This window comes from Vibrio sp. ABG19, from assembly GCF_029962385.1.
Classification (GTDB): domain Bacteria; phylum Pseudomonadota; class Gammaproteobacteria; order Enterobacterales; family Vibrionaceae; genus Vibrio; species Vibrio ostreae.
In genome coordinates, this window is sequence record NZ_CP071708.1 from 482,583 (window position 1) to 503,449 (window position 20,867).

Genomic DNA, 20,867 nt, shown 5'->3' on the forward strand with positions numbered 1-20,867 from the left:
AATTATGTTGAAAGAGATTTTGCAAGAAGCAAATGCAATACAATTGCAAGTAGATACTAGTGATTGGAAAGAAGCTCTCTCTATTGTAGCTAAACCCCTAATTGATAAAAATTTCATTGAAGAACGGTATGTAGAAGCTATTAAGAAGATAACTGAAGAAACCGGTCCATACTACGTATTTGAAGATGAAATGTTTGCTTTACCACATGCTAGACCCGAAGAAGGAGTAAATAAGTTGGGCTTTAGCCTTATAACATTAAAGACTCCTATATCTATTAACTCAAGCCCAGATGTTGATCTAATCATAATGCTATGTGCGAAAGATGGGAATAGTCACATAGAATATGGTCTAAAACCTATATTCGAATTACTTTCTGACCCTGAGATACGTCAAAAAGTGAAAAGTGCACGATCAAGTGAGGAGGTCTTGGAGCTATTATGAAAACAGTTATTATAGTTAACGGTATTCCAGCCTCAGGAAAAAGCACAACAGCTAAATTAATATCTGAAGAGTTAAATTTCCCATATCTATCTATCGATACAATTAAAGAACCATTTATGGAAATACATAGCGATATAGACAGAGAACTCAATAGAGAACTAGGAAAAGCTGCTTATAAAGTTATTTGGAATACTATATGCAGTTCTCCTGACAACTGCATATATGTTGTTGATGCTTGGTTTGGGTTTCAACCAAAAGAATTATTATTAGAATATTTAAACTCATCTAATATCGATAACGTCATCGAAGTATGGAATGAAATATCTCCCGCTCTTGTTGTGGAAAGATACAAACAGAGATTACCTTTCAGGAAGGAAGGTCATCCTGGGCCCGAATATTTACCTGAACTAGAAAAACTTGCAAAACAAGCCAAGCCAATGAATGTAGGTAAAACTTTTTGTATAAAGCAAGATTGCTTAAATGGCTTTTCAGAATTGATTAAGAATATTTCTTCAATTATTCATACAACTACACCACAAAAAGCTATTAGCAAATTCTAGTAGAAAGTTATATAACTCCTGATAGTGCAGGCTACTCCCCCCTATAGGTAGCTTGCACTTTTTTACTTCGGCATATCCTAACATGAGGGACAATGGTTACAGTCAAATATGTCAGGTGATACGTTTTCTAAGCCGATAAGCATCTCAAATTAGACAGATAAAATGTTTAATAACGGAATAACTCGTAAGAGGCTGCCTGATAGTTGCTAATTTAATAAATCGAAACATGTAACAGCTCTAGCGATTAAATGAATAAGGAAAAATATAGTGCACAAATTATTGGCATTAGATCTTGATGGTACTTTACTTAACCCCGATTTCAGATAATAAGTGCGACATTCATGGAAAGGTGTAGAAGATGAAGCCAACTGCTGAAAGTGGTACGCTCTTCTCGCCAAAGAAACAAGCAGTACTACCATGAATTATCAGCAGTTGACCGAGGGCAGAAGATACCAGATTTCTGCTCTTTTGGAGAGGGCGTTCAGAATTCTGTGTCAGCTAATTTTGGCTAAATATCTGAGACGTCATCCAAGGAGTGTGTTTTCCATCATTTATTCCATCATCTGCTTTTCTCTATTATTCCTAGTTAGTTTAGGGATAAGGAATAGGTTTCGATTATAGCGCTAGCCCTACATACTTTTTGTCTTCAGATTAAGACACTACTCGAAATACACAATGGGGCAGAGATAAGTTACGGCAATGGTCTGCAACCTGTGATCACCAAGCGATTCTGTCGTACCTTAACTACCAACCGATTTTGTATCAGGAAAATCTCTTTCGAAACTCTCGTGGAGTTAATCCAACAATATTGATAAAGGCCTTTCGACATGCACTGATATCTTCGTAACCAACTTGATTGGCTATCCATTCAAATGAATGCTTTGTACTTTCCAAGTAATCACATGCATTCTGTATTCTGAGACGCTGCAAATACTGATTTGGGTTGTAACCCGTAGCCTTTAGGAACCGTCTTTGCATAGTACGTTCAGTCATGCTTACTTGCTTCGCTAGCTGATGTATCGATAACGGTTCTGTATAACCTTGATGCATTATTTGTTGAACCGAAACAATCACCAAATCACCATGATCGAACGATGGTTTGAATTGTTGATAATAGCTCTGTTCTCTCTGCGCAGTATCGATAACAAGTGTTTTACCAAGTTGGCGAACAACCCGAGGTGAGGAATATTTAGAGACCAGTTCAAACCCGAGATCCAGCCACGACATCATACCGCCCGCCGTCACTATGTCACCGTGATCGATCAATATCTTATTACTGTTAAGTGGAATCTCCGTAAACATTCTGGCAAATGTTTCTGCTAACGCCCAATGGGTTGTCACTTCTCTTTTACCAAGCAAGTTCGTTGCGGCCAGAATAAATACCCCCGCGCAAGCAGATGATAGAACTGTACCTTTGGAATACTGCTTTCTAAGCCATTCAATAAGTTCGGCTTCAGGTGCTAAGTAATAATCGTCTATTGAAGCTGGCGGTAGCAAAACAACGGTAAAACTATCCTCTATCAACTCATCATGCGAAATAATGACTGGTTCAAATAAGACCTCAATCCTTTGTTCTCGACAAACTCTGCTTGCAAGCAAAAACATCTCTTCAAGACCAAAAACCGCAGACTTCAATACTGAAGGATACTCACAAATTCCAATGGATATTTTTGTCATACGACTCTCTATACATGTCGATTTTTGCCCTTTTTATGTCATTTTAACCACTAAAAAGACTACAGCAAGTTGCTCATAATTTTCCTGAACAAAAAGTTAAAAAAACAGGAGATCAAAAATGAACAAAACTGCGTTACTTATAATTGATATACAAAATGATTACTTCCCTAAAGGTAAATTTCCATTATGGAACACAGATAAGATCCTGATAAACATTAAAGAATTAATTGCTAAAGCTAACCAACAGCATGTTCCGGTCTTTCTTATCCAACATGTATCTTCAGCTCCTAAAGGAATGGCACCTTTCTTTGAAAAAGGTAGTGAAGGAGCGAATATCCACCCAGAAATAATCGCGATATGCCCTAATGCAGAAATCGTACATAAACAGCATGCAGATAGCTTTTATCAAACTCCGTTAGAGAAATCACTGGAAAAATTAGATATTGACGAGTTACTGATATGTGGGATGATGACACAAAATTGCGTTACGCATACTGCTATATCAAAGAAAGCAGAAAAATATAAAGTTTCAATTATTGAAGATTGTTGCACAACTACAGATGCGATGATTCATAAAATTGCTTTGAATGCTGCATCACCTCGCGTACCTCTAGTAACGTTTTCCGAAGTGTTATAATTTAATGTATTGAAACCTCACTGGTATCGCTTTCTAGTGAGGTTTCGCTTTAACGAACAATGGAGCAGATATGTGCCAGCGCGTATCTGCTGCTTTCAATCAATTGCACCAAGTTTATCAATAACAAAATCTAAAAAGGCTTTCACTCGTTCAGGTTGATAAACACCTCCACGGTAGAGAGCGTTTAACGGATACTTAAGTGGTTTAAAACCGATATCAAGCTTTTGCAATAGTCCCTTTTTCACATAAGGTGCAGCGATAATATCGGGTTGATAGCTTGCTCCGACTGCTGAGAGCGTCAACTGGCGAATAAGCCGTGGACTATTACTTTTGAAAACGGCTCGTACGGTGAGACTATTACCAGTATTGCTCTGGTTCAAAGCACTGGCCACAGGCCAACGAGCTGTGGAGTGAAGATTGTTATCTATAAGGCATGGCAATTGTTTCAATTCCATATCATGCCGATACTGTTTTGCTAAGTCAGGTGCAGCATACACTGAACTTTGAAGTGACATTACCTTACGATATCTTAAGTTGGAGTCTTCGAGTTCACTGGCACGGAAAGCGATGTCTATGCCTTGCTCCACTAAATCCAGTTTTTGGTTGGTAACTATGATATCAATCTGAATATCTGGATATCGAGCGTGAAACTCAGGAATAAGTGGGCTTAATAATTCCTCTGCAAAACCCTGTGAAGCTGTTACGCGCAAAGGCCCCGAAGCCTCTTTATTATTTGAGTTAAGCTGATGATATAGCTGGTCAAACTTAGCCAAAACTTGTTGTGCTTGAAGGTAGTATTCTTGGCCAGACTGATTAACTGAAAGCTTGCGGGTAGTGCGATGAAACAGTTTGACTCCAAGCTGCTCTTCGACGCGGTTAACGTATTTGGAAGTCAAAGATTTAGAAATACCTAAACGCTCTGAAGCAGCGGTAAATGAGCCTGTTTCTATTACTGCCACAACTGTTCTCATTCCATCGATAGTGTCCATAATTTATCAACATGCTGGAAATTATCATTCCATGTTAGCGGGGTTTTTCTTCTTCGCAAGTTGTTCTTAAATATAGAACAGACAACTAGTTAGGAGAAAACAATGATAAAACTATATTGGCACCCTATCTCAGGGCACGCACACCGCGTGCACCTGCTATTAAGTATCCTCGAATTGGATTTTGAACTCATTACTGTCGATTTACCGGCTGGGGAACATCAACGGTCAGAGTTTTTGGCACTTAACCCGTTTGGTCAAATACCAGTATTAGTTGATGGTGAAACCGTCATTTCTGACTCAAACGCGATTTTGGTTTATCTCGCTACCGTTTATGATAGAGAAAAGCAATGGCTTCCCGAGTCGCCTCTAGTACGTGCGAATATCGAGCAGTGTCTTTCTCTTGCCGCTCACCGACTAGCAGGTTCAATCGCCAAACTACGCACAGCGAACTTATTTAATCGCAACATAGACAGTGAGCCTCTCACTCAAGAAGCACATAAGCTACTCAAGCAACTTCAGAATTACCAAAACGGCCGCCAATGGTTGGTCGGAACAAAGCCGACTATTGCAGACTTAGCGCTCTACAGTTATATCAAGTTAGCACCAGAAGGCGGCATAAGCTTAGCTGATTACCCTGTTCTTGAATCTTGGCTCAAACGAGTAGAAGGGCTATCTGGCTTTGTACCTATGCAACTTTCGAATGTCGGACTGCGGAAGGAAACACTAAATAGTGATGTTAGCGAAAACCATTATTGATAATTGCTCAACTCACTTTGCCTTTACTATCTAGCTAATCGTTTTTAGGTATTGGGTATCCATTTGAAGTAGAGTGAGTTCTCCACTCACTCTTGCTTTGCCACGTTTAACTGATTCGAACTTAGCTTGTTGAGAGCTAAGTAGGGCTAATTTTTACTGGTTTTTTATTTCGATCAAAAATGAATAAAAGTAATCCAAAAAGCAACTTTCTGAATTAGTGCATTAATCAGGCGTAACTTCGAATGGGGCAAATATGTGTTACAAATCCTCAAAAATACAGTTATTCACAGAACTCCAAGTTAAAAGACACTCTGCATCTGCGACTCTATCTACCAATCATGAACACGGACATATAGTCGTCACCTTCGCTGCTGACCCCTTTAAGTACACGAATCAGCTCGTCCTCATCGTAGAGGCTGGACTTGATAACACAGCTTGCCTTATCCACTGCATATTCATAAAACGGCTGAAAAACCCGACACATAACCTTGTTAAAAGCATAGCCTTTCCAACTCATATGCTACCTCAGCTCGTATCAGACGAGCGCCTCTGGTAAAGAGATGTGGCACACCATAAGTTCGTCGTTCCGCCTGAATCTGACGGCACTTATGTCGGCCTGCTCGTGAATGTACGTTATTAACCAGCCGCTCATGCGCGGATTAGGCCATACAGAAAAATCCCCTCAGGCACAAAGCATAAGGGGATTGGATTTCAAATCTGACTCTATTTCATCGCGAGTCTCTGCAACGCAGGCAGGTAGGCGCCCTATCCTTACTCATCTGGCCCCATTGTGGCAGCGAGATTTACAGCTCGATATCAGCCATCGGTGCTTTCTCAGGAATCGCTGCATCAGCATCCGGCGCTGGTGCATCACCTTGCGCCTGCTGAGGTTTGTGCAGACCAAGTACTTTACTGGTGTAGTTCAGCTCGTTCAGCGTCGCTTCAACATTACCATTCAGGTGCTGACCAAATGAAGGAATGATCTGCTTCAATTTATCGTTCCAGACACCGTCAACACGCTCGCTAAATACGGATTTCAGCACATTCAGCATGATAGGGGCTGCGGTAGACGCGCCTGGAGATGCCCCCAGCAGAGCCGCCAGGGTTTTATCCTGTGAAGCAACAACTTCAGTGCCAAATTGCAGACGACCGCCTTTCTCTTGGTCTTTCTTAATAATTTGCACACGTTGGCCCGCTGTCCACAGTTTCCAGTCTTCTTTTTTCGCGTTCGGATAGTACTTCTGCAGTTCGGCAAAACGGTCTTCATCATCCTGCAGTACCTGGCCAATCAGGTAAGTCACCAGATTAAAGTTATCCAGCCCCACATGTACCATCGGCATCAGGTTGTCCGCAGTAGTCGAACTCATAAGATCCCACAGTGAACCGTTTTTCAGGAACTTGGTTGAGAAGGTAGCGAACGGACCAAACAGGATCACTTCTTTACCATCAATACGACGCGCATCCAGGTGCGGCACCGACATCGGAGGCGCGCCCACTTCAGCCTGACCGTACACCTTGGCCAGATGCTGTTGCACGACTTGCTGGTTTTCCGTGATCAGGAACTGGCCACCAACCGGGAAACCACCATAGTTATCCGCTTCAGGAATACCCGATGCCTGCAGCAGCGGCAAAGACGCACCACCAGCACCAATGAAAACGAATTTAGCGTGGATCTGTTTTTCCTGCTCACCGTTGGCCAGATCAGCCACGGTCACTGTCCAGCTGCCGTCCGTATTCTGTTTCAGACCACGAACCTCCGTTTGCAGTTGCAGGTCAAAGTTAGGTTGCGATTGCAGCGATCTGACCAGTTGGCGAGTGATTTCACCGTAGTTGACATCCGTACCGAGTACTGAGCGGGTAGCCGCCACTTTCTGATTCGGATCGCGACCTTCCATAACTAAAGGTGCCCAGGCTTTGATCTGTGCCGGATCTTCTGAATAGTCCATACTCTGGAACAACGTATTCTTCTGCAGTTCAGCGTAACGAGCGCGCAGGAAGTTAACGTTGGTATCACCCCAGACGAAACTCATGTGATTCACACTGCGGATAAAAGATGCCGGGTTATGCATCACTTGCTGCTCAACCTGGTATGCCCAGAACTGGCGACTGATTTGGAAATCTTCGTTCACCTTCACCGCTTTGGTGACATCGACGCTACCATCCTGCATTTGCGGCGTGTAGTTGAGTTCCATCAGTGCCGAGTGACCGGTACCTGCGTTGTTCCAACCATTCGAGCTTTCTTGGGCAACATTGTCCAGACGCTCAACCATGGTCATGTTCCACTCAGGCTCCAGCTCCTGCAGGTAGGTGCCCAGAGTCGCACTCATGATCCCGCCACCAATCAGCAGCACATCAACCGGTGAATCATTATCGTCAGCATACGCTGACGGAAAAGATGTCATGCTGGCAACAGCAAACAACATCATGACTAATTTTTTCATAAAGACACTGACCTTAAATATAAAATTAAGCAGCCGAGGAAAACCGCCTTTGCTCTAAAAAAGCACGGATAACCAATGGATATTAAGTAGGTAATCTGTCAACAACACATCAATAAATCATCATCGCAGTCATATGCCTTAAAACAATGACAAAAATAATTCATAGCGCAACACGACCAGATTTAAATTAACATTATTAAAAATAAGCAACGTTATATTTTGAATAAAAGCACGTTGTACAACTACTCAATAAAAATTAACCAACCATGACTTAGCAGCCATTAAAATAAGATTTCACTTATTTAGTTTTGACTAAACACACTGTAAACCACAGTGTCCTTCCTTGGGGCACGCAAACTACCATAGCAAAAATGTGAAGTAAACATACAAAGCAACAACAAAAGATTCACTATTTTTTTCTTTTTTAAATAATTCACTATATAGAACAACATTCTATATATTAGGTCACTTAAAACATCACAATATAAAAGGTTATTTACTAAAGAATAAACCACCAGACAAATTCAAAACAATAAATACAGGTGTTAGATAAATACTAAAATACCAGTACACATAGCCGAATTTTTCTGATTAATCGCTGGGTTTTCATTCTTTTTTCTGACTAGATTTAGCTTCTTTCAGGGGATGTATTTATATCCGTACCAATCATAAGCAGGAAGAAATAAACGGGACACGCCCCTTTACGCCCTCCAGCTTGGATTAAACTCCAGACGATGGATAGGTAGCTCTCAGCCATTGCGCGTTGCCAAGCAGAGCCTCAACAGACAACACATGGTTGGCTGAGCCATTACATAGATATGATGAATGGTTTTGTGATTTAGCGCTGCCACCGTTTCTCATTAATGAGAGTTCATTTAATTTCCTTCATCGATAGTACAGCAAGTTTAGGACTTCTCCCTCTCCACTCACACTAAAAAATAAGCAACTACACTCTTATAAAATAATCTCTCCTGCCTAAATGATCCGCGGTAAAAATAACAACCCACGCCATTAACCCTGTCCGTTTAGTGGCTAATTTCCAGGCCAATTCGTTGTTTTTTATGCGGAGCCTTTTTTGCAAAGATGTGTGTCCAGTTCCATTTCTAAACTTGCGTGTCCCTTTTGTGGCGGGGGCCAGCTTCATTTCGCGCAAATCTGACATCGCCCTGATGAAGGGCGATCAGTTTCCCCTATTCTGTCGCTACTATTCTTGGGAATTTATTCTACTATTACTATTAACAATATTATCTATAGCATCGCGTATGACAAAGAGTAACCTGGAAACCAACACTGGTCACCGCTTTATCTCTAAAGCCAAGACGGCGTACAAGATTCACATTCACACCCCTGATGATAAAGTTTTGCATCGGTCGGTGGGCTACATCCGAATTGGTGAGAAAAAGGGATTAAAAAAAGCAATCAAGATGCGTAACGAGCTTGGACGAGAAATGTGGGGCCAGCACTGGCGACGTATCCTGAAAGACCCGTACCTGATGACCCGACTGCCACACAGTCTGGAGCCTAAAATCATATATAAACCGCGCCCGACTCAGGATAACCCGGACTGCCGTGATGCCTGTTACATCGCAGCCTGGCGTCACTATGATGAAAAAGGTCGCTGCACGTTCAAAAGCGTGGTCTGCTCTATCAATAAGCATGGCAAATTAGCCGCTTACACTAAAACTAAAAAGGCTCTGCTGGAAGCCCATAAAGACTGTCTCGATATACTGGTTTATATGGGCCGTTTAAACAGTATTGATCTCAAATAACCCGTTCGGATGATATTGTTACAACGAGGTTCAACTGAATACCCGTCAAGCGAAGACAATGAAAAAGCCCACCATTTTGGTGGGCTTTGTGCTAACAATCGCCGATTATTCTTGCACTTGGTAATCAAATGCCGGAATCACGATTTCTACGCGGCGGTTTTGCTCACGACCTTCTGCAGTCTTGTTCGAAGCAACCGGGTTACTTTCCCCCTGACCTGTCGCTTTGATACGAGAAGCTGCAATGCCTTTTTCTTGCAGTGCTGTCGCGACGGCCTGAGCACGTTTCTCAGACAGTTTCTGGTTGTAGGCTTCAGGACCGCTTGAGTCGGTGTGACCGGTCACTTCTACTTTTGCCTGTGGGTGTTCATTCATGAAGACCACCAGGTCATCCAACTGAGCTTTTTTCTCAGCACTCAGCGATGCGCTGTCGTTAGCAAAGGTTTTGCTGTCCAGACGCTGGAACTCAAAAGTTTTAGTCACGATTTGTGGCTTAGGTGCTGGAGCTGGCTCTGCAACTGGTGCTGGTTTCACAGGTGCCATGACCGGTGCTGGCTCATCATTACCGCCAAAACGGTAAACCAGACCCAGAGTGGTTGTATGTGCTTTGGCACGTACAACGTCATTATTAATGTCACTCAGGTATTGATACTCAAGACGAACACCAAGATTGCTGGTTGCTGCATATTCCAGACCCGCAGCACCCAGGTATGAGTAGTCAGAAGAGTGGCCGTAGAATACACGCGCACCACCGACTTTACCGTACAGATCGAGAGAATCCGTCAGGCCGATACTCAGTTTAGGTGCAATTGTAAATGCTTCTGCAGTGTCACGATCAATGCCTGCACCGTTAAATTTACCCAGGTAATCGTAACCACCTTCCAGAGCCAACCAGTCATTGAAGTTGTAACCGACTAAAGCACCTGCCGTTGTACCATCCAAATCACAGGATTCAGTATTGTGACACGCATCATCAAGCCAGGTTTTACCGACTTTACCGCCAACATACACATCGGCCATAGCGGCCGTTGATGCGACTAACATTGACGCGGATACCATTGCTGCTAACTTTTTCATAACCATTCCTTACGGTTCATTATTGTGATTGTAAGACTCGCGACTTTAACGCCTGTGTGAACCTGTTCATTACCGACTTCCCGTTAAAAAGCGGGCCTTCGCTATTAACTATAATGAATAGCATTGAAAAGTTGCATATGGATTTGGTTAAGTTTTGTTAGTTTTCTGCGAATTCTCAGATATAAACGCTTGCAAACCGAGAACTTATCTCAAATGCAGTCCAAATGATAAGAGGAGAAAATAAAAAAACCGCAGCCATCAGCTGCGGTTTTGCATTGAGGTTGGAGACTGACCGGGCTGATGTTGCATCAACCGGTGAGACATTATCCTTACTGGGCGTTCGCTTCGCGCTCTTCGATGTACGCCAGTGCCAGCTTGATACGAGCAATCACTCGCTCTTTACCAATCAGCGTCATCACAGCATCCACTGAAGGCGACTGACCACCACCGGTCACGGCAACACGCAGTGGCATACCGATTTTACCCATGCCGATTTCCAGCTCTTCACATACAGCAGCAATCACCTGATGCAGCGCTTCACTACTCCACTCTGTCAGGGCTTCAATCTTGCTCAGCGCCAGTGCCAGAGGCTCTTTCGCGACACCACGCAGATGTTTCTTCGCTGCGCCTGCTTCAAATTCAGAAAAGTCTTCGAAGAAGTAACGCGACTGCTGTGCCAGTTCAACCAAAGTGTGGCAACGCTCACCCACCAGCTTAACAATGTCAGTCAGTGCCGGGCCATTGTCTTTGTTGATGCCCTGGTGATCAAAATGCCATTCCAGATGCTTAGCAACATGTTCAGGTGACGAGGTTTTGATGTAGTGGTTGTTCAGCCACAACAGTTTGTCAGTGTTAAACGCAGAGGCCGATTTAGAAATAGCATTCAGGCTGAACAGCTCAATCATCTCTTGCTGAGAGAAGATTTCCTGATCGCCATGACCCCAACCCAGGCGCACCAGGTAGTTGATCAGTGCTTCTGGCAGATAACCTTCGTCACGGTATTGCATTACAGAGACCGCGCCATGACGTTTAGACAGTTTGGCGCCGTCGTCGCCCAGGATCATTGCACAGTGAGCAAATGTCGGGATAGTCGCACCCATTGCTTTGTAGATGTTGATCTGACGAGGCGTGTTGTTGATATGGTCTTCACCACGGATGATGTGGGTAATGCCCATGTCTACGTCGTCAACAACAACACAGAAGTTGTACGTTGGCGAGCCGTCTGTACGACGAATGATCAGATCATCCAGCTGGTCGTTACGGATTTCGATACGGCCACGGATCTGGTCATCAAAGACCACACTGCCTTCTTTCGGGTTGCGGAAGCGGATAACACAAGGATCCCCCTCTTTTGCCGCTTCGTTGACCGCTTTGATCTTCGGATGGTTCGCATCGTAACGAGCCATCTCTTTGTTCGCTTCCTGCTCAGCACGAATTTCGTCCAGCAGCTCTTTTGAAGCGTAACATTTGTAAGCTTTGTCTTCGGCAAGAAGCTGTTCAACCACTTCATTGTAACGGTCAAAGCGCTTCGTCTGGTAGTAAGGGCCTTCATCCCAATCCAGTCCAAGCCAGCTCATGCCTTCCAGAATGGCATCTACTGCTTCCTGAGTTGAACGCTCAAGGTCAGTATCTTCGATACGCAGTACAAATTCTCCGCCCTGACTTTTTGCATAAAGCCAAGAATACAGTGCGGTACGGGCACCACCTACGTGAAGAAAGCCAGTTGGGCTGGGAGCAAAACGAGTCTTAACCGTCATTATGATTTACCTTTGTCTGGAACTTCTGCTGAGAGTTCAGCATGCGCGAAATTTTGGCCAGTATTCTAGCACCCACAGCTCCCAGTCCACAACGTTGATTGGCATATTCAACTGCGCTTTAGCCCGGATGGACCTGAAAAGTTGCCCGTGACGAACAAAGCTTGACCTTGCCGCAAGGGGAAGGTTTATCCTGCTATTATTAAATATCGGAGAGGAAAACCATGAGTCATTTTACTTTAAGTTTATCGGGTTTAAATTGCATGGGCTGCGCACGTAAGCTTGAGCGCCGCATTAATGAAGATTTCAGCGCCGAGATTCAGACTCTCTCTCCGACCTTTATCGAACTCGATGTCGATGCATCGCTGGATCAAGTGCTTGATAGTGTCGAATCACTGGGCTATCAGGGCGCAGAGGCTCTCGAATTTGAGCTGCAAGGACTGAGCTGCGCGGGATGTGTCAACAAACTGACCAAACAGCTCGAACAGAGTAACCAGATTGCACGCCTGAAGGTAAGTAAAGACTCACTGTCACTCCGAACCACTTTAAGCGCAGATGACATCATCGCCAAAGTGTCTGAGGCGGGTTACCAGGCACAACTGACTGGCACAGCGGCAAGCTCTGAGACAGCCGCAGAAGTCAAGACAGACGCAGTCTCTCACACCGCCTCCGCTCCTGACTCTGACCAAGACACGCTGACAACGGCTGCCCAGTCTCAGCGTGACTCTATTACACCATCAGCACAGTCAAACGACAGGCAGGTCAGTATGCACTTACTCATCAAAGGCATGACCTGCGCCAGCTGCGTTTCGTCGGTGGAAAAAGCGCTGACCTCCGTTAGCGGTGTCGACCGCGCGCAAGTTAATCTGGCAGAACAGAGCGCACTGGTCATCGCAACCCAGGACGTCACCGCGCAATTAGTTGCCGCTGTGCAAAAAGCCGGTTATCAGGCTGAATCCGTCGATGACCCGGCCAAGCAGCAGCAAAAACAGCAGGCGCAACTTGAGCAGGTGAAAAAAGAGCATCAACGCAGTGCTCTGGCCGGCCTGATGGTCGGTGTGCCACTTATGGCCTGGGGCGTGCTGGGCGGCAATATGATGATCCGGTCCGGCAGCGATCAGATCGCCTGGGGGATCATCGGCTTACTATGCCTGGCGTTACTCGCCACTGCCGGACGCAGCTTTTTCAGCAGCGCCTGGCAAGCACTAAAACATGGCCGCGCGACGATGGATACTCTGGTTGCACTTGGCACCGGCGCTGCCTGGTTTTATTCCGTTCTGGTGGTCGTATTTCCGGACTGGTTCCCGCCCGCTGCACGCCATGTCTACTTTGAGGCCACAGCAATGATCATTGGCCTGATTTCACTCGGTCATTACATCGAAACCAGTGCCAAAGCCCGGACGACCCAATCGTTACAAGCACTGATTAACCTGCAGCCACAACAAGCGACTCTGATTGAAGGCAACACCGAGCGCACGATCGCGGTTGCAGACATCAGCCAGGGTATGCAGTTGCGGATCAAACCCGGTAAAAAAGCTCCGGTGGACGGTAAAGTCCTCGAAGGCGATTCGTATATCGATGAGTCAATGCTAACCGGCGAACCGATCCCAGTGCACAAATCCGCCGGCGATAATGTTTCCGCCGGAACCATTAACCAGGACGGCAGCCTGATCATCACCGCAACCGGGACAGGCTCGCAAACCATGCTGGCCAGAATTATTCAGATGGTACGTCAGGCACAAAGCAGTAAACCGGCAATCGCGAAAATGGCTGACCAAATTTCCGCGGTATTTGTACCGGCCGTGGTCGCCATCGCTCTGCTGGCTGCCGCCATCTGGTTCTGGGTCGGTCCTGAACCTCGCGCCAGTTACATGCTGGTGATCGCCACCACAGTTCTGATTATCGCCTGTCCTTGTGCTCTTGGCCTTGCCACCCCACTGTCAGTGACCGTCGGAGTCGGTAAAGCCGCGGAAATGGGCATACTGATCCGTGATGCCAACGTACTGCAAAGCGCCAGCAAGATAGACACCGTGGTGTTTGATAAAACCGGCACCCTGACCGAAGGTAAGCCTGTCGTACAACAAGTGGTCACCTTGCAGGGCGAAGAGTCCGTGATGCTCAGCCTGGCTGTTGCGCTGGAGCAACATTCAGAACATCCACTGGCCAAAGCGATTATTGACTACGGCAAGCAGCATCAGGTTAAAGCGGCGGCCATCTCTCAATTTAATAATTTGCGAGGCCGCGGGCTGGAGGCGCAGTATCAAAATCAAAAAGTCCAGGTCGGGTCACTGGATCACTTCCAGCACAGCGGAATTAACCTCGACACAGCCCAGCAAACACTGCAGGAATTTGCCCGTCAGGCCTGGACCCCCGTCGCCATTGCCTGTCAAGGACAGTTACTTGGACTTATCGCTATTGCTGACCCGATTAAGCAAAGCGCGCAGCAAGCCATACGCGCCCTCAACGAGATGAAGATTCATACCGTGATGCTGACCGGTGACCATCAAAGCGTGGCAGATGCAATTGCCAGAGAGCTTGGTATCCATCAGGTGATTGCCCAGGTGCTGCCGGATCAGAAAGCGCAGCAAATAGAGCAGTTGCAAAGTGAAGGCCGCCGTGTTGCCATGATTGGTGACGGCATCAATGATGCACCGGCATTAGCACAGGCAGATATCGGTATCGCGATGGGCAGCGGCAGTGATGTGGCCATAGAAAGCGCTCAGATGACGTTGCTTAATTCCTCACCACTGGCTGTCGTCAGCGCTATCGAACTGTCCCGGGCCACCGTGAAGAACATGAAACAAAACTTACTGGGAGCCTTTATTTACAATACATTAGGTATCCCGATTGCGGCCGGCGTGCTCTACCCTACGTTCGGCTTTTTGCTCAGCCCGGTGGTCGCAGGCGCAGCGATGGCGCTGTCTTCAATCACTGTGGTCAGTAATGCCAACCGACTGCGCTTGGTGAAAACTCGTTTTCATTCCTGAATACAAGAGGCAACTATGAATAAATACTCACTCGGACTTGCACTGTTGTTTGCGTTTTCCGGCCAGGCGTTAGCCACCGATGTCATCAACCATAAGTCCCCTTACTGTGGCTGCTGCGGCGAATGGGGCAAACATATGCAAGAGCACGGTTTTAATGTTAAAGAACAGCAGCACAACAATATGAATGGCATTAAGCAGCAACTGGGGATCACTCCACAGTTAGCATCCTGCCATACGGCTGAAATCAATGGTTATGTGTTTGAAGGGCATATCCCGGCTGAAGATATCAAAGCGTTCCTTGCCAATCCGCCGAAAAATGCCAAGGGGCTGGCAGTACCCGGCATGCCTATGGGGTCTCCGGGCATGGAGTATGGCGATCAGAAAGATGCCTACGTGGTGTACGCCTTTAACGAACAAGGCCAGAGCTTCAAATACCGGCAATACCCCGCCAATCAGTAATGTTCAGCCTATCAGCCCTGCCTTGTGCAGGGCTTTACTTTATTGTGTATCCACATACTTTACGGGACAGGCTCCATCACCTCGCTGAGTTTTGTGACCATTGGCCTGCCGCTGGTAAAGGCGATCCTCCTCGTTAAGACAAGGATGTGTGTTCCGCGTAAAATAAAGGCGGTGTCCCGCTTAATAACAGTCATAGCAAGTCGACCTTTACCTGCGGGTTCCGGTAAGGTAATTATATTCAAATACGCAAGGAATACGTTATGACAGGGATCTCCCGCATTATCGCCACATGCTGCCTGTTGGCCGCTTTCTCTCTTCAAGCCGAGCCTCTCTACTGGCAAGCCAGTAAAGGCGATCTTCAACTGACTATTTTCGGCTCGATTCACGTTGGCGAGCCGAAAATGTATCCCTTGCCGCAGCCTGTATACCAGGCTCTGCAGGACGCAGACGGCTTAATCGTTGAAGCCGATATTCGCGACAATCAACATATCCGCTACCCGAGCGGGCAACCGAGTGCTGAGCAAGTTTTATCGGATGAGCAGGTTTTTATGCTGGATAAGGTGGTTAAAGATCTGGGTCAGGACGGTAAAGTATTTCGCCAGCTTGCACCATGGAAAGCCGCTTTATCAATCCAGTTACTGCAACTGCAACAACTCGGCTTTCATCCGACGCAAGGCGTCGATGCCGTACTGATGGACAAAGCCATCAACACCAATAAACCCATCGTGGCCCTGGAATCGGTCCAGTTTCAGGTTGATCTGCTCACCAAGCAACCCGATGCGGGTCAGGAGATGCTGACGGCCCTGCTTGACGACTGGGAAAAAAATCAGGCCATGACGGAATGCATGATCGACAGCTGGATTGCCGGCGACGCCGACAATCTAAATTCAATGGCACAGCTAACCGAGATGTCCCCTGAGCTGGAACAAGCCATGGTGCAAAATCGCAATCGCGACTGGGCTGACAAGCTGGCCAGCGGTCAGTTGCTGCCCCAAAGTCAGGGTCAATATCTGATGGTAGTAGGAACCCTGCACCTGGTCGGCCAAGACAGCCTGCTGAGTATGCTGCAACAACGCGGCTTTACCGTACACAAACGCAATCATTCCCAAGCGGCAGATTGTCAGTTTTATTAAGTGAGTGAAGGTCTAGGGTCTAGGGTCTAGGGTCTAGGGTCTAGGGTCTAGGGTCTAGGGTCTAGGGTCTAAAATTCAAGCACACTAGAAACGAAAAAGCCCCGTCATTTCTGACGAAGCTTTAAATGTGGTCGGTGAATGAGGAATTCGAGGCGGCTGGGCTTCCAGCCCCCGACCGCTATGCTATGAATTCTCATTTCAAATTCTAGAAAAACGAAAAAGCCCCGTCATTTCTGACGAGGCTTTAAATGTGGTCGGTGAATGAGGAATTCGACGCGGCTGGGCTTCCAGCCCCCGACCGCTATGCTATGAATTCTCATTTCAAATTCTAGAAACGAAAAAGCCCCGTCATTTCTGACGAAGCTTTAAATGTGGTCGGTGAATGAGGAATTCGACGCGGCTGGGCTTCCAGCCCCCGACCGCTATGCTATGCATTCTCATTTCAAATTCTAGAAAAACGAAAAAGCCCCGTCATTTCTGACGAGGCTTTAAATGTGGTCGGTGAATGAGGGATTCGACGCGGCTGGGCTTCCAGCCCCCGACCGCTATGCTATGAATTCTCATTTCAAATTCTAGAAAAACGAAAAAGCCCCGTCATTTCTGACGAGGCTTTAAATGTGGCCGGTGAATGAGGAATTCGACGCGGCTGGGCTTCCAGCCCCCGACCGTTATGCTATGCATTCTCATTTCAAATTCCAGAAAAACGAAAAAGCCCCGTCATTTCTGACGAGGCTTTAAATGTGGTCGGTGAATGAGGAATTCGACGCGGCTGGGCTTCCAGCCCCCGACCGCTATGCTATGAATTCTCATTTCAAATTCTAGAAACGAAAAAGCCCCGTCATTTCTGACGAGGCTTTAAATGTGGTCGGTGAATGAGGAATTCGACGCGGCTGGGCTTCCAGCCCCCGACCGCTATGCTATGAATTCTCATTTCAAATTCTAGAAACGAAAAAGCCCCGTCATTTCTGACGAGGCTTTAAATGTGGTCGGTGAAGAGGGATTCGAACCCCCGACCCTCTGGTCCCAAACCAGATGCGCTACCAAACTGCGCTATTCACCGGGAACGTTGTGTATAGTACGGATTCTGGTTTTTGGTGCAAGCCCTTTAGCAGACTTTTTTTGCATTTTTGCTTTGTTCGCTTAAAACTCAATCAAACACAAAAAAATGTGACTAAAAACACAGCAATATAAACATTGTCGCAACCTCTGCAACATCATTGATCCAGATCAGTGTCGTCTCCCCCAACAGATTTTACCTTAGTCCTGTCTTCGAACGCTTTGGAGGGAATACAGACTGACAGCTCAAGCTCCTATTGGGTAATGCAATTAGGAAAATTGTCTTGAAGCTCTGGGTCTGGTGCTGTTACCTAGCGATTCCTTCATTTGTCAAAGTCATGAACGACAAATCTCCTCACTAGATCGCTTAGCTGCTATTGCAAAATAGAATTTCGCTATGCACCGGAGTAGGTAACTTGTCTGCTCCGGTTTTTTATTATTAGTCGTTGATCACCCACACCATTCCGTTGGTATAATCCTGATATTCAATAATGATTTCGAGATGCGATTATGTCTCAGGATGATTTCGAACTGTTTCAGCAGATGATGGGAGACGTCAAACCCATCACACAAGACACCGCTGAACTGAAAAAGCACCACACCATCACCGAAGGTCAGCTGGCCAAGCGTGAAGCGGCCATGAGCCTGTCCGAAGACGACCCTGAGTATCTGTCGGTCGACTTCGCGCCGATGCTTAAACCAGACGATATCATTGAATTCAAACGTGACGGCGTCCAGGAAGGCGTTTTCCGCAAATTACGTCTGGGCAAATATCCGGTTCAGGCTCGCCTCGATCTGCATCGCAAAACGCTCAAACAAGCACGCGATGAAGTGGTCAACTTCCTCAGGCAGTGCATGCGCATGGATATCCGTACGGTACTGATCGTACATGGCCGCGGTGAAAAGTCTAATCCGCCAGCCATGATGAAAAGTTATGTTGCTAATTGGCTCAATCAGATTCAGGACGTGCAATGCGCTCACTCAGCGCAGCGTTTCCATGGCGGCAGTGGCGCGGTCTACGTCCTGCTGAAAAAGAGCGCCGATAAAAAAAGTGAGAATCGCGAACGCCATCAGAAACGACTTGGCTAATCACGCTGACTTGCTACAATGCGCGCCAACTGAGCGTCGCTGAAACGCGCGCTTTAACGCAGAGAACCTTTCCTCTGCCCCGCTTGCTGTGGCTAACGCTGTGCGAGCCCATTCCGTTGTGAAACGTCAGGAGAACTCATGTCGCAACCTATCGAAAAACGCCTCAACAAATTTATCAGTGAAACCGGCTTTTGCTCACGCCGTGAAGCAGACAAACTGATTGAACAGGGCCGCGTAACCATAAATGGCCAGTTGCCGGAGATGGGTACCAAAGTCACCGAAAACGATGACGTATGCATTGACGATAAGCCTTTGCGCAGCAAAGAAAAACCGATTTATATTGCCCTTAACAAACCGACCGGTATCACTTGTACCACTGAGCGTGATATCCCAGGTAACATCGTGGATTTTATCGGTCACAAGAAACGTATTTTTCCGATTGGCCGCCTCGATAAACCCTCTGATGGTCTGATTTTTCTCACCAACGACGGTGATATCGTCAATAAAATTCTACGCGCCGGTAACAGTCATGAAAAAGAGTACGTGGTGCGGGTCGATAAACCAATCACACCTGAGTTCATCAAGCAGATGGCATCAGGGGTCAAGATCCTCGATACCGTGACTCTGCCATGTAAAGTCACTCAGGAAACCAAATTTTCGTTTCGTATCGTGTTAACTCAAGGACTTAACCGCCAAATTCGCCGTATGTGTGAAGCTCTGGGTTATGAAGTGTTCAAACTGCGCCGGGTACGCATCATGAATATTTCTCTGGATGGTATTCCGAACGGTAAATGGCGTTACCTAACCGATGCGGAGATTGCCGAGATTCTGGCTATGTGTGAAGGTTCGAGCGGTACGGAAGAAGCCTCACAAGTCGGCCATAATGGTCAGCGTATTCGTAAAGCGACGGATGCCAAGCTGTATGACAGCCGCGAAGAAAACCAGCATTCGAAAGCACGCCGTAACCCAAAAACGTTCCGCGGCCATAATGCCGATGAATACCGTCATGCACCGAACTCGAAAAAAGGCCAGCAGCGCCAGTCAGAGCGGTCGAACGGCAAGGCAGAACGCGACAACGCTAAGACTTACAGCGACAAAGCACCTGCTGCACGTAAACCAAAAAGTTACGTTTCCAACACCTCTCATAAGCCTAATGTCACGCCACGCAAAGGTGGCACACTGAGCCTGAAAAAATAGTACCATCACGCCGAACACGATGATTTGCCAATAAAAAGGGAGCCACTGGCTCCCTTTTCAATTGATAACAAGCGCGTTAAAGCTTACTTAGTACCGAAGATCTTATCACCGGCATCACCCAGGCCTGGAACGATATAACCTTTATCATTCAGTTTCTTATCGATAGCCGCTGTGTACAGCTCAACATCCGGGTGCGCTTTTTCCAGAGCTTCAACACCTTCAGGCGCAGCCACCAGCACCAGTACTTTAATCTGGTTACAGCCTTTCTCTTTCAGAAGATCGATGGTTGCAATCATAGAACCACCGGTCGCCAGCATAGGATCGACCACCAGAGCAATACGCTCTTCCATGTTCGAGGCCAGCTTATTGAAATAAGGTACCGGCTCAAGTGTCTCTTCATCACGGTAAATACCGACTACGCTGATGCGTGCGCTCGGCATGTGCTCCAGAACGCCATCCATCATGCCCAGACCAGCACGCAGAATCGGCACTACCGTTACTTTTTTACCTTTAATTTGCTCTACTTCAACCGGGCCGTTCCAGCCTTCAATGGTGACTGTTTCAGTTTCAAAGTCAGCGGTGGCCTCATAAGTCAGCAGGCTGCCAACTTCGGTTGCTAACTCACGAAAACGTTTAGTGCTGATATCACCTTCTCGCATCAGGCCAATTTTATGTTTCACTAGAGGGTGTTTCACTTCAACAACTTTCATTTCCATCTCCGGCATAATTTAATCAAACTTTCCGATTATACACTGAAATTCTCCTTATGTTGACGTTTGTCCGGGATTTTTAGCGCTGTCATGGCCCGATTCAGCGCGCTTATTCCGCCCTTTAGCCCTTGTGCCAC

General features: G+C 46.4%; 16 protein-coding genes and 1 tRNA gene. 10 read left to right on the plus strand and 7 right to left on the minus strand.

Annotation, left to right across the window (positions count from 1 at the left end):
• The first annotated feature begins 4 nt into the window (after positions 1-4).
• Both J0X00_RS08420 and J0X00_RS08425 read left to right on the plus strand, forming a co-directional pair.
• Positions 5-442 carry a PTS sugar transporter subunit IIA gene (locus J0X00_RS08420; protein ID WP_282477899.1) on the plus strand — a complete coding sequence of 146 codons (438 nt, stop codon included), beginning with the start codon at positions 5-7 and terminating at the stop codon, positions 440-442.
• Entirely contained in the window at positions 439-1,002 is a 564-nt protein-coding gene (locus tag J0X00_RS08425; protein ID WP_282477900.1) for an AAA family ATPase, read from the plus strand. The genes J0X00_RS08420 and J0X00_RS08425 overlap by 4 nt, the downstream gene beginning before the upstream one ends.
• 762 nt (positions 1,003-1,764) lie before the next feature.
• On the opposite strand, the gene J0X00_RS08430 is transcribed toward J0X00_RS08425, so the two are convergent.
• Positions 1,765-2,679 carry a helix-turn-helix domain-containing protein gene (locus J0X00_RS08430; RefSeq protein WP_282477901.1) on the minus strand — a complete coding sequence of 305 codons (915 nt, stop codon included), beginning with the start codon at positions 2,677-2,679 and terminating at the stop codon, positions 1,765-1,767.
• A 118-nt stretch (positions 2,680-2,797) separates the two neighbouring features.
• Between J0X00_RS08430 and J0X00_RS08435 the strand changes: the two genes are divergently transcribed.
• Positions 2,798-3,316, plus strand: coding sequence for a cysteine hydrolase family protein (locus J0X00_RS08435; RefSeq protein WP_282477902.1), 519 nt, complete (start codon positions 2,798-2,800; stop codon positions 3,314-3,316).
• Positions 3,317-3,411: 95 nt separating this feature from the next.
• Here the strand turns inward: J0X00_RS08435 and J0X00_RS08440 are convergent, their stop codons facing one another.
• Positions 3,412-4,305: a LysR family transcriptional regulator gene (locus J0X00_RS08440; protein ID WP_282477903.1), complete on the minus strand. Its 894-nt coding sequence runs from the start codon at positions 4,303-4,305 to the stop codon at positions 3,412-3,414.
• Positions 4,306-4,407: 102 nt separating this feature from the next.
• Here J0X00_RS08440 and J0X00_RS08445 point away from each other — a divergent pair, with 102 nt between their 5' ends.
• Positions 4,408-5,061 carry a glutathione S-transferase gene (locus J0X00_RS08445; protein ID WP_282477904.1) on the plus strand — a complete coding sequence of 218 codons (654 nt, stop codon included), beginning with the start codon at positions 4,408-4,410 and terminating at the stop codon, positions 5,059-5,061.
• An 803-nt stretch (positions 5,062-5,864) separates the two neighbouring features.
• On the opposite strand, the gene mqo is transcribed toward J0X00_RS08445, so the two are convergent.
• A complete protein-coding gene (mqo, locus tag J0X00_RS08450; protein WP_136482325.1) occupies positions 5,865-7,502 on the minus strand; it encodes a malate dehydrogenase (quinone) in 1,638 nt (545 codons plus the stop codon).
• A gap of 1,262 nt (positions 7,503-8,764) precedes the next feature.
• Between mqo and J0X00_RS08455 the strand changes: the two genes are divergently transcribed.
• Entirely contained in the window at positions 8,765-9,271 is a 507-nt protein-coding gene (locus J0X00_RS08455; RefSeq protein WP_136482323.1) for a Fe3+-citrate ABC transporter substrate-binding protein, read from the plus strand.
• Positions 9,272-9,376: 105 nt separating this feature from the next.
• Here J0X00_RS08455 and J0X00_RS08460 read toward each other — a convergent pair whose 3' ends face one another.
• Together J0X00_RS08460 and gltX are read right to left on the minus strand one after the other, a co-directional pair.
• Positions 9,377-10,345, minus strand: coding sequence for an OmpA family protein (locus tag J0X00_RS08460; RefSeq protein ID WP_282477905.1), 969 nt, complete (start codon positions 10,343-10,345; stop codon positions 9,377-9,379).
• A 329-nt stretch (positions 10,346-10,674) separates the two neighbouring features.
• On the minus strand, positions 10,675-12,102 hold the full coding sequence (gene gltX, locus J0X00_RS08465; protein ID WP_136482319.1) for a glutamate--tRNA ligase: 1,428 nt from the start codon (positions 12,100-12,102) through the stop codon (positions 10,675-10,677).
• Positions 12,103-12,323: 221 nt separating this feature from the next.
• Between gltX and J0X00_RS08470 the strand changes: the two genes are divergently transcribed.
• The 3 genes from J0X00_RS08470 to J0X00_RS08480 all read left to right on the plus strand — a co-directional run bounded on the left by J0X00_RS08470 (position 12,324) and on the right by J0X00_RS08480 (position 16,678).
• Positions 12,324-15,086 (plus strand): copper-translocating P-type ATPase, encoded by a 2,763-nt coding sequence (locus tag J0X00_RS08470; protein WP_282477906.1) that lies wholly within the window; start codon positions 12,324-12,326, stop codon positions 15,084-15,086.
• A gap of 15 nt (positions 15,087-15,101) precedes the next feature.
• Positions 15,102-15,545, plus strand: a complete 444-nt coding sequence (locus tag J0X00_RS08475) for a DUF411 domain-containing protein (protein ID WP_136482315.1) — start codon at positions 15,102-15,104, stop codon at positions 15,543-15,545.
• Between the two features lie 260 nt (positions 15,546-15,805).
• On the plus strand, positions 15,806-16,678 hold the full coding sequence (locus tag J0X00_RS08480; RefSeq protein WP_282477907.1) for a TraB/GumN family protein: 873 nt from the start codon (positions 15,806-15,808) through the stop codon (positions 16,676-16,678).
• Between the two features lie 983 nt (positions 16,679-17,661).
• Here J0X00_RS08480 and J0X00_RS08485 read toward each other — a convergent pair.
• A tRNA-Pro gene (locus J0X00_RS08485) sits at positions 17,662-17,738 on the minus strand.
• A gap of 506 nt (positions 17,739-18,244) precedes the next feature.
• On the opposite strand from J0X00_RS08485, the gene smrA reads away from it, so the two are divergent.
• Positions 18,245-18,823, plus strand: a complete 579-nt coding sequence (gene smrA / locus J0X00_RS08490; protein WP_136482311.1) for a DNA endonuclease SmrA — start codon at positions 18,245-18,247, stop codon at positions 18,821-18,823.
• Positions 18,824-18,961: 138 nt separating this feature from the next.
• On the plus strand, positions 18,962-20,020 hold the full coding sequence (rluF, locus tag J0X00_RS08495; protein WP_282477908.1) for a 23S rRNA pseudouridine(2604) synthase RluF: 1,059 nt from the start codon (positions 18,962-18,964) through the stop codon (positions 20,018-20,020).
• 83 nt (positions 20,021-20,103) lie between these two features.
• On the opposite strand, the gene upp is transcribed toward rluF, so the two are convergent.
• Complete coding sequence (upp, locus tag J0X00_RS08500; RefSeq protein WP_136482307.1) at positions 20,104-20,730, minus strand: uracil phosphoribosyltransferase; 627 nt, start codon at positions 20,728-20,730, stop codon at positions 20,104-20,106.
• Positions 20,731-20,867 lie beyond the last annotated feature (137 nt).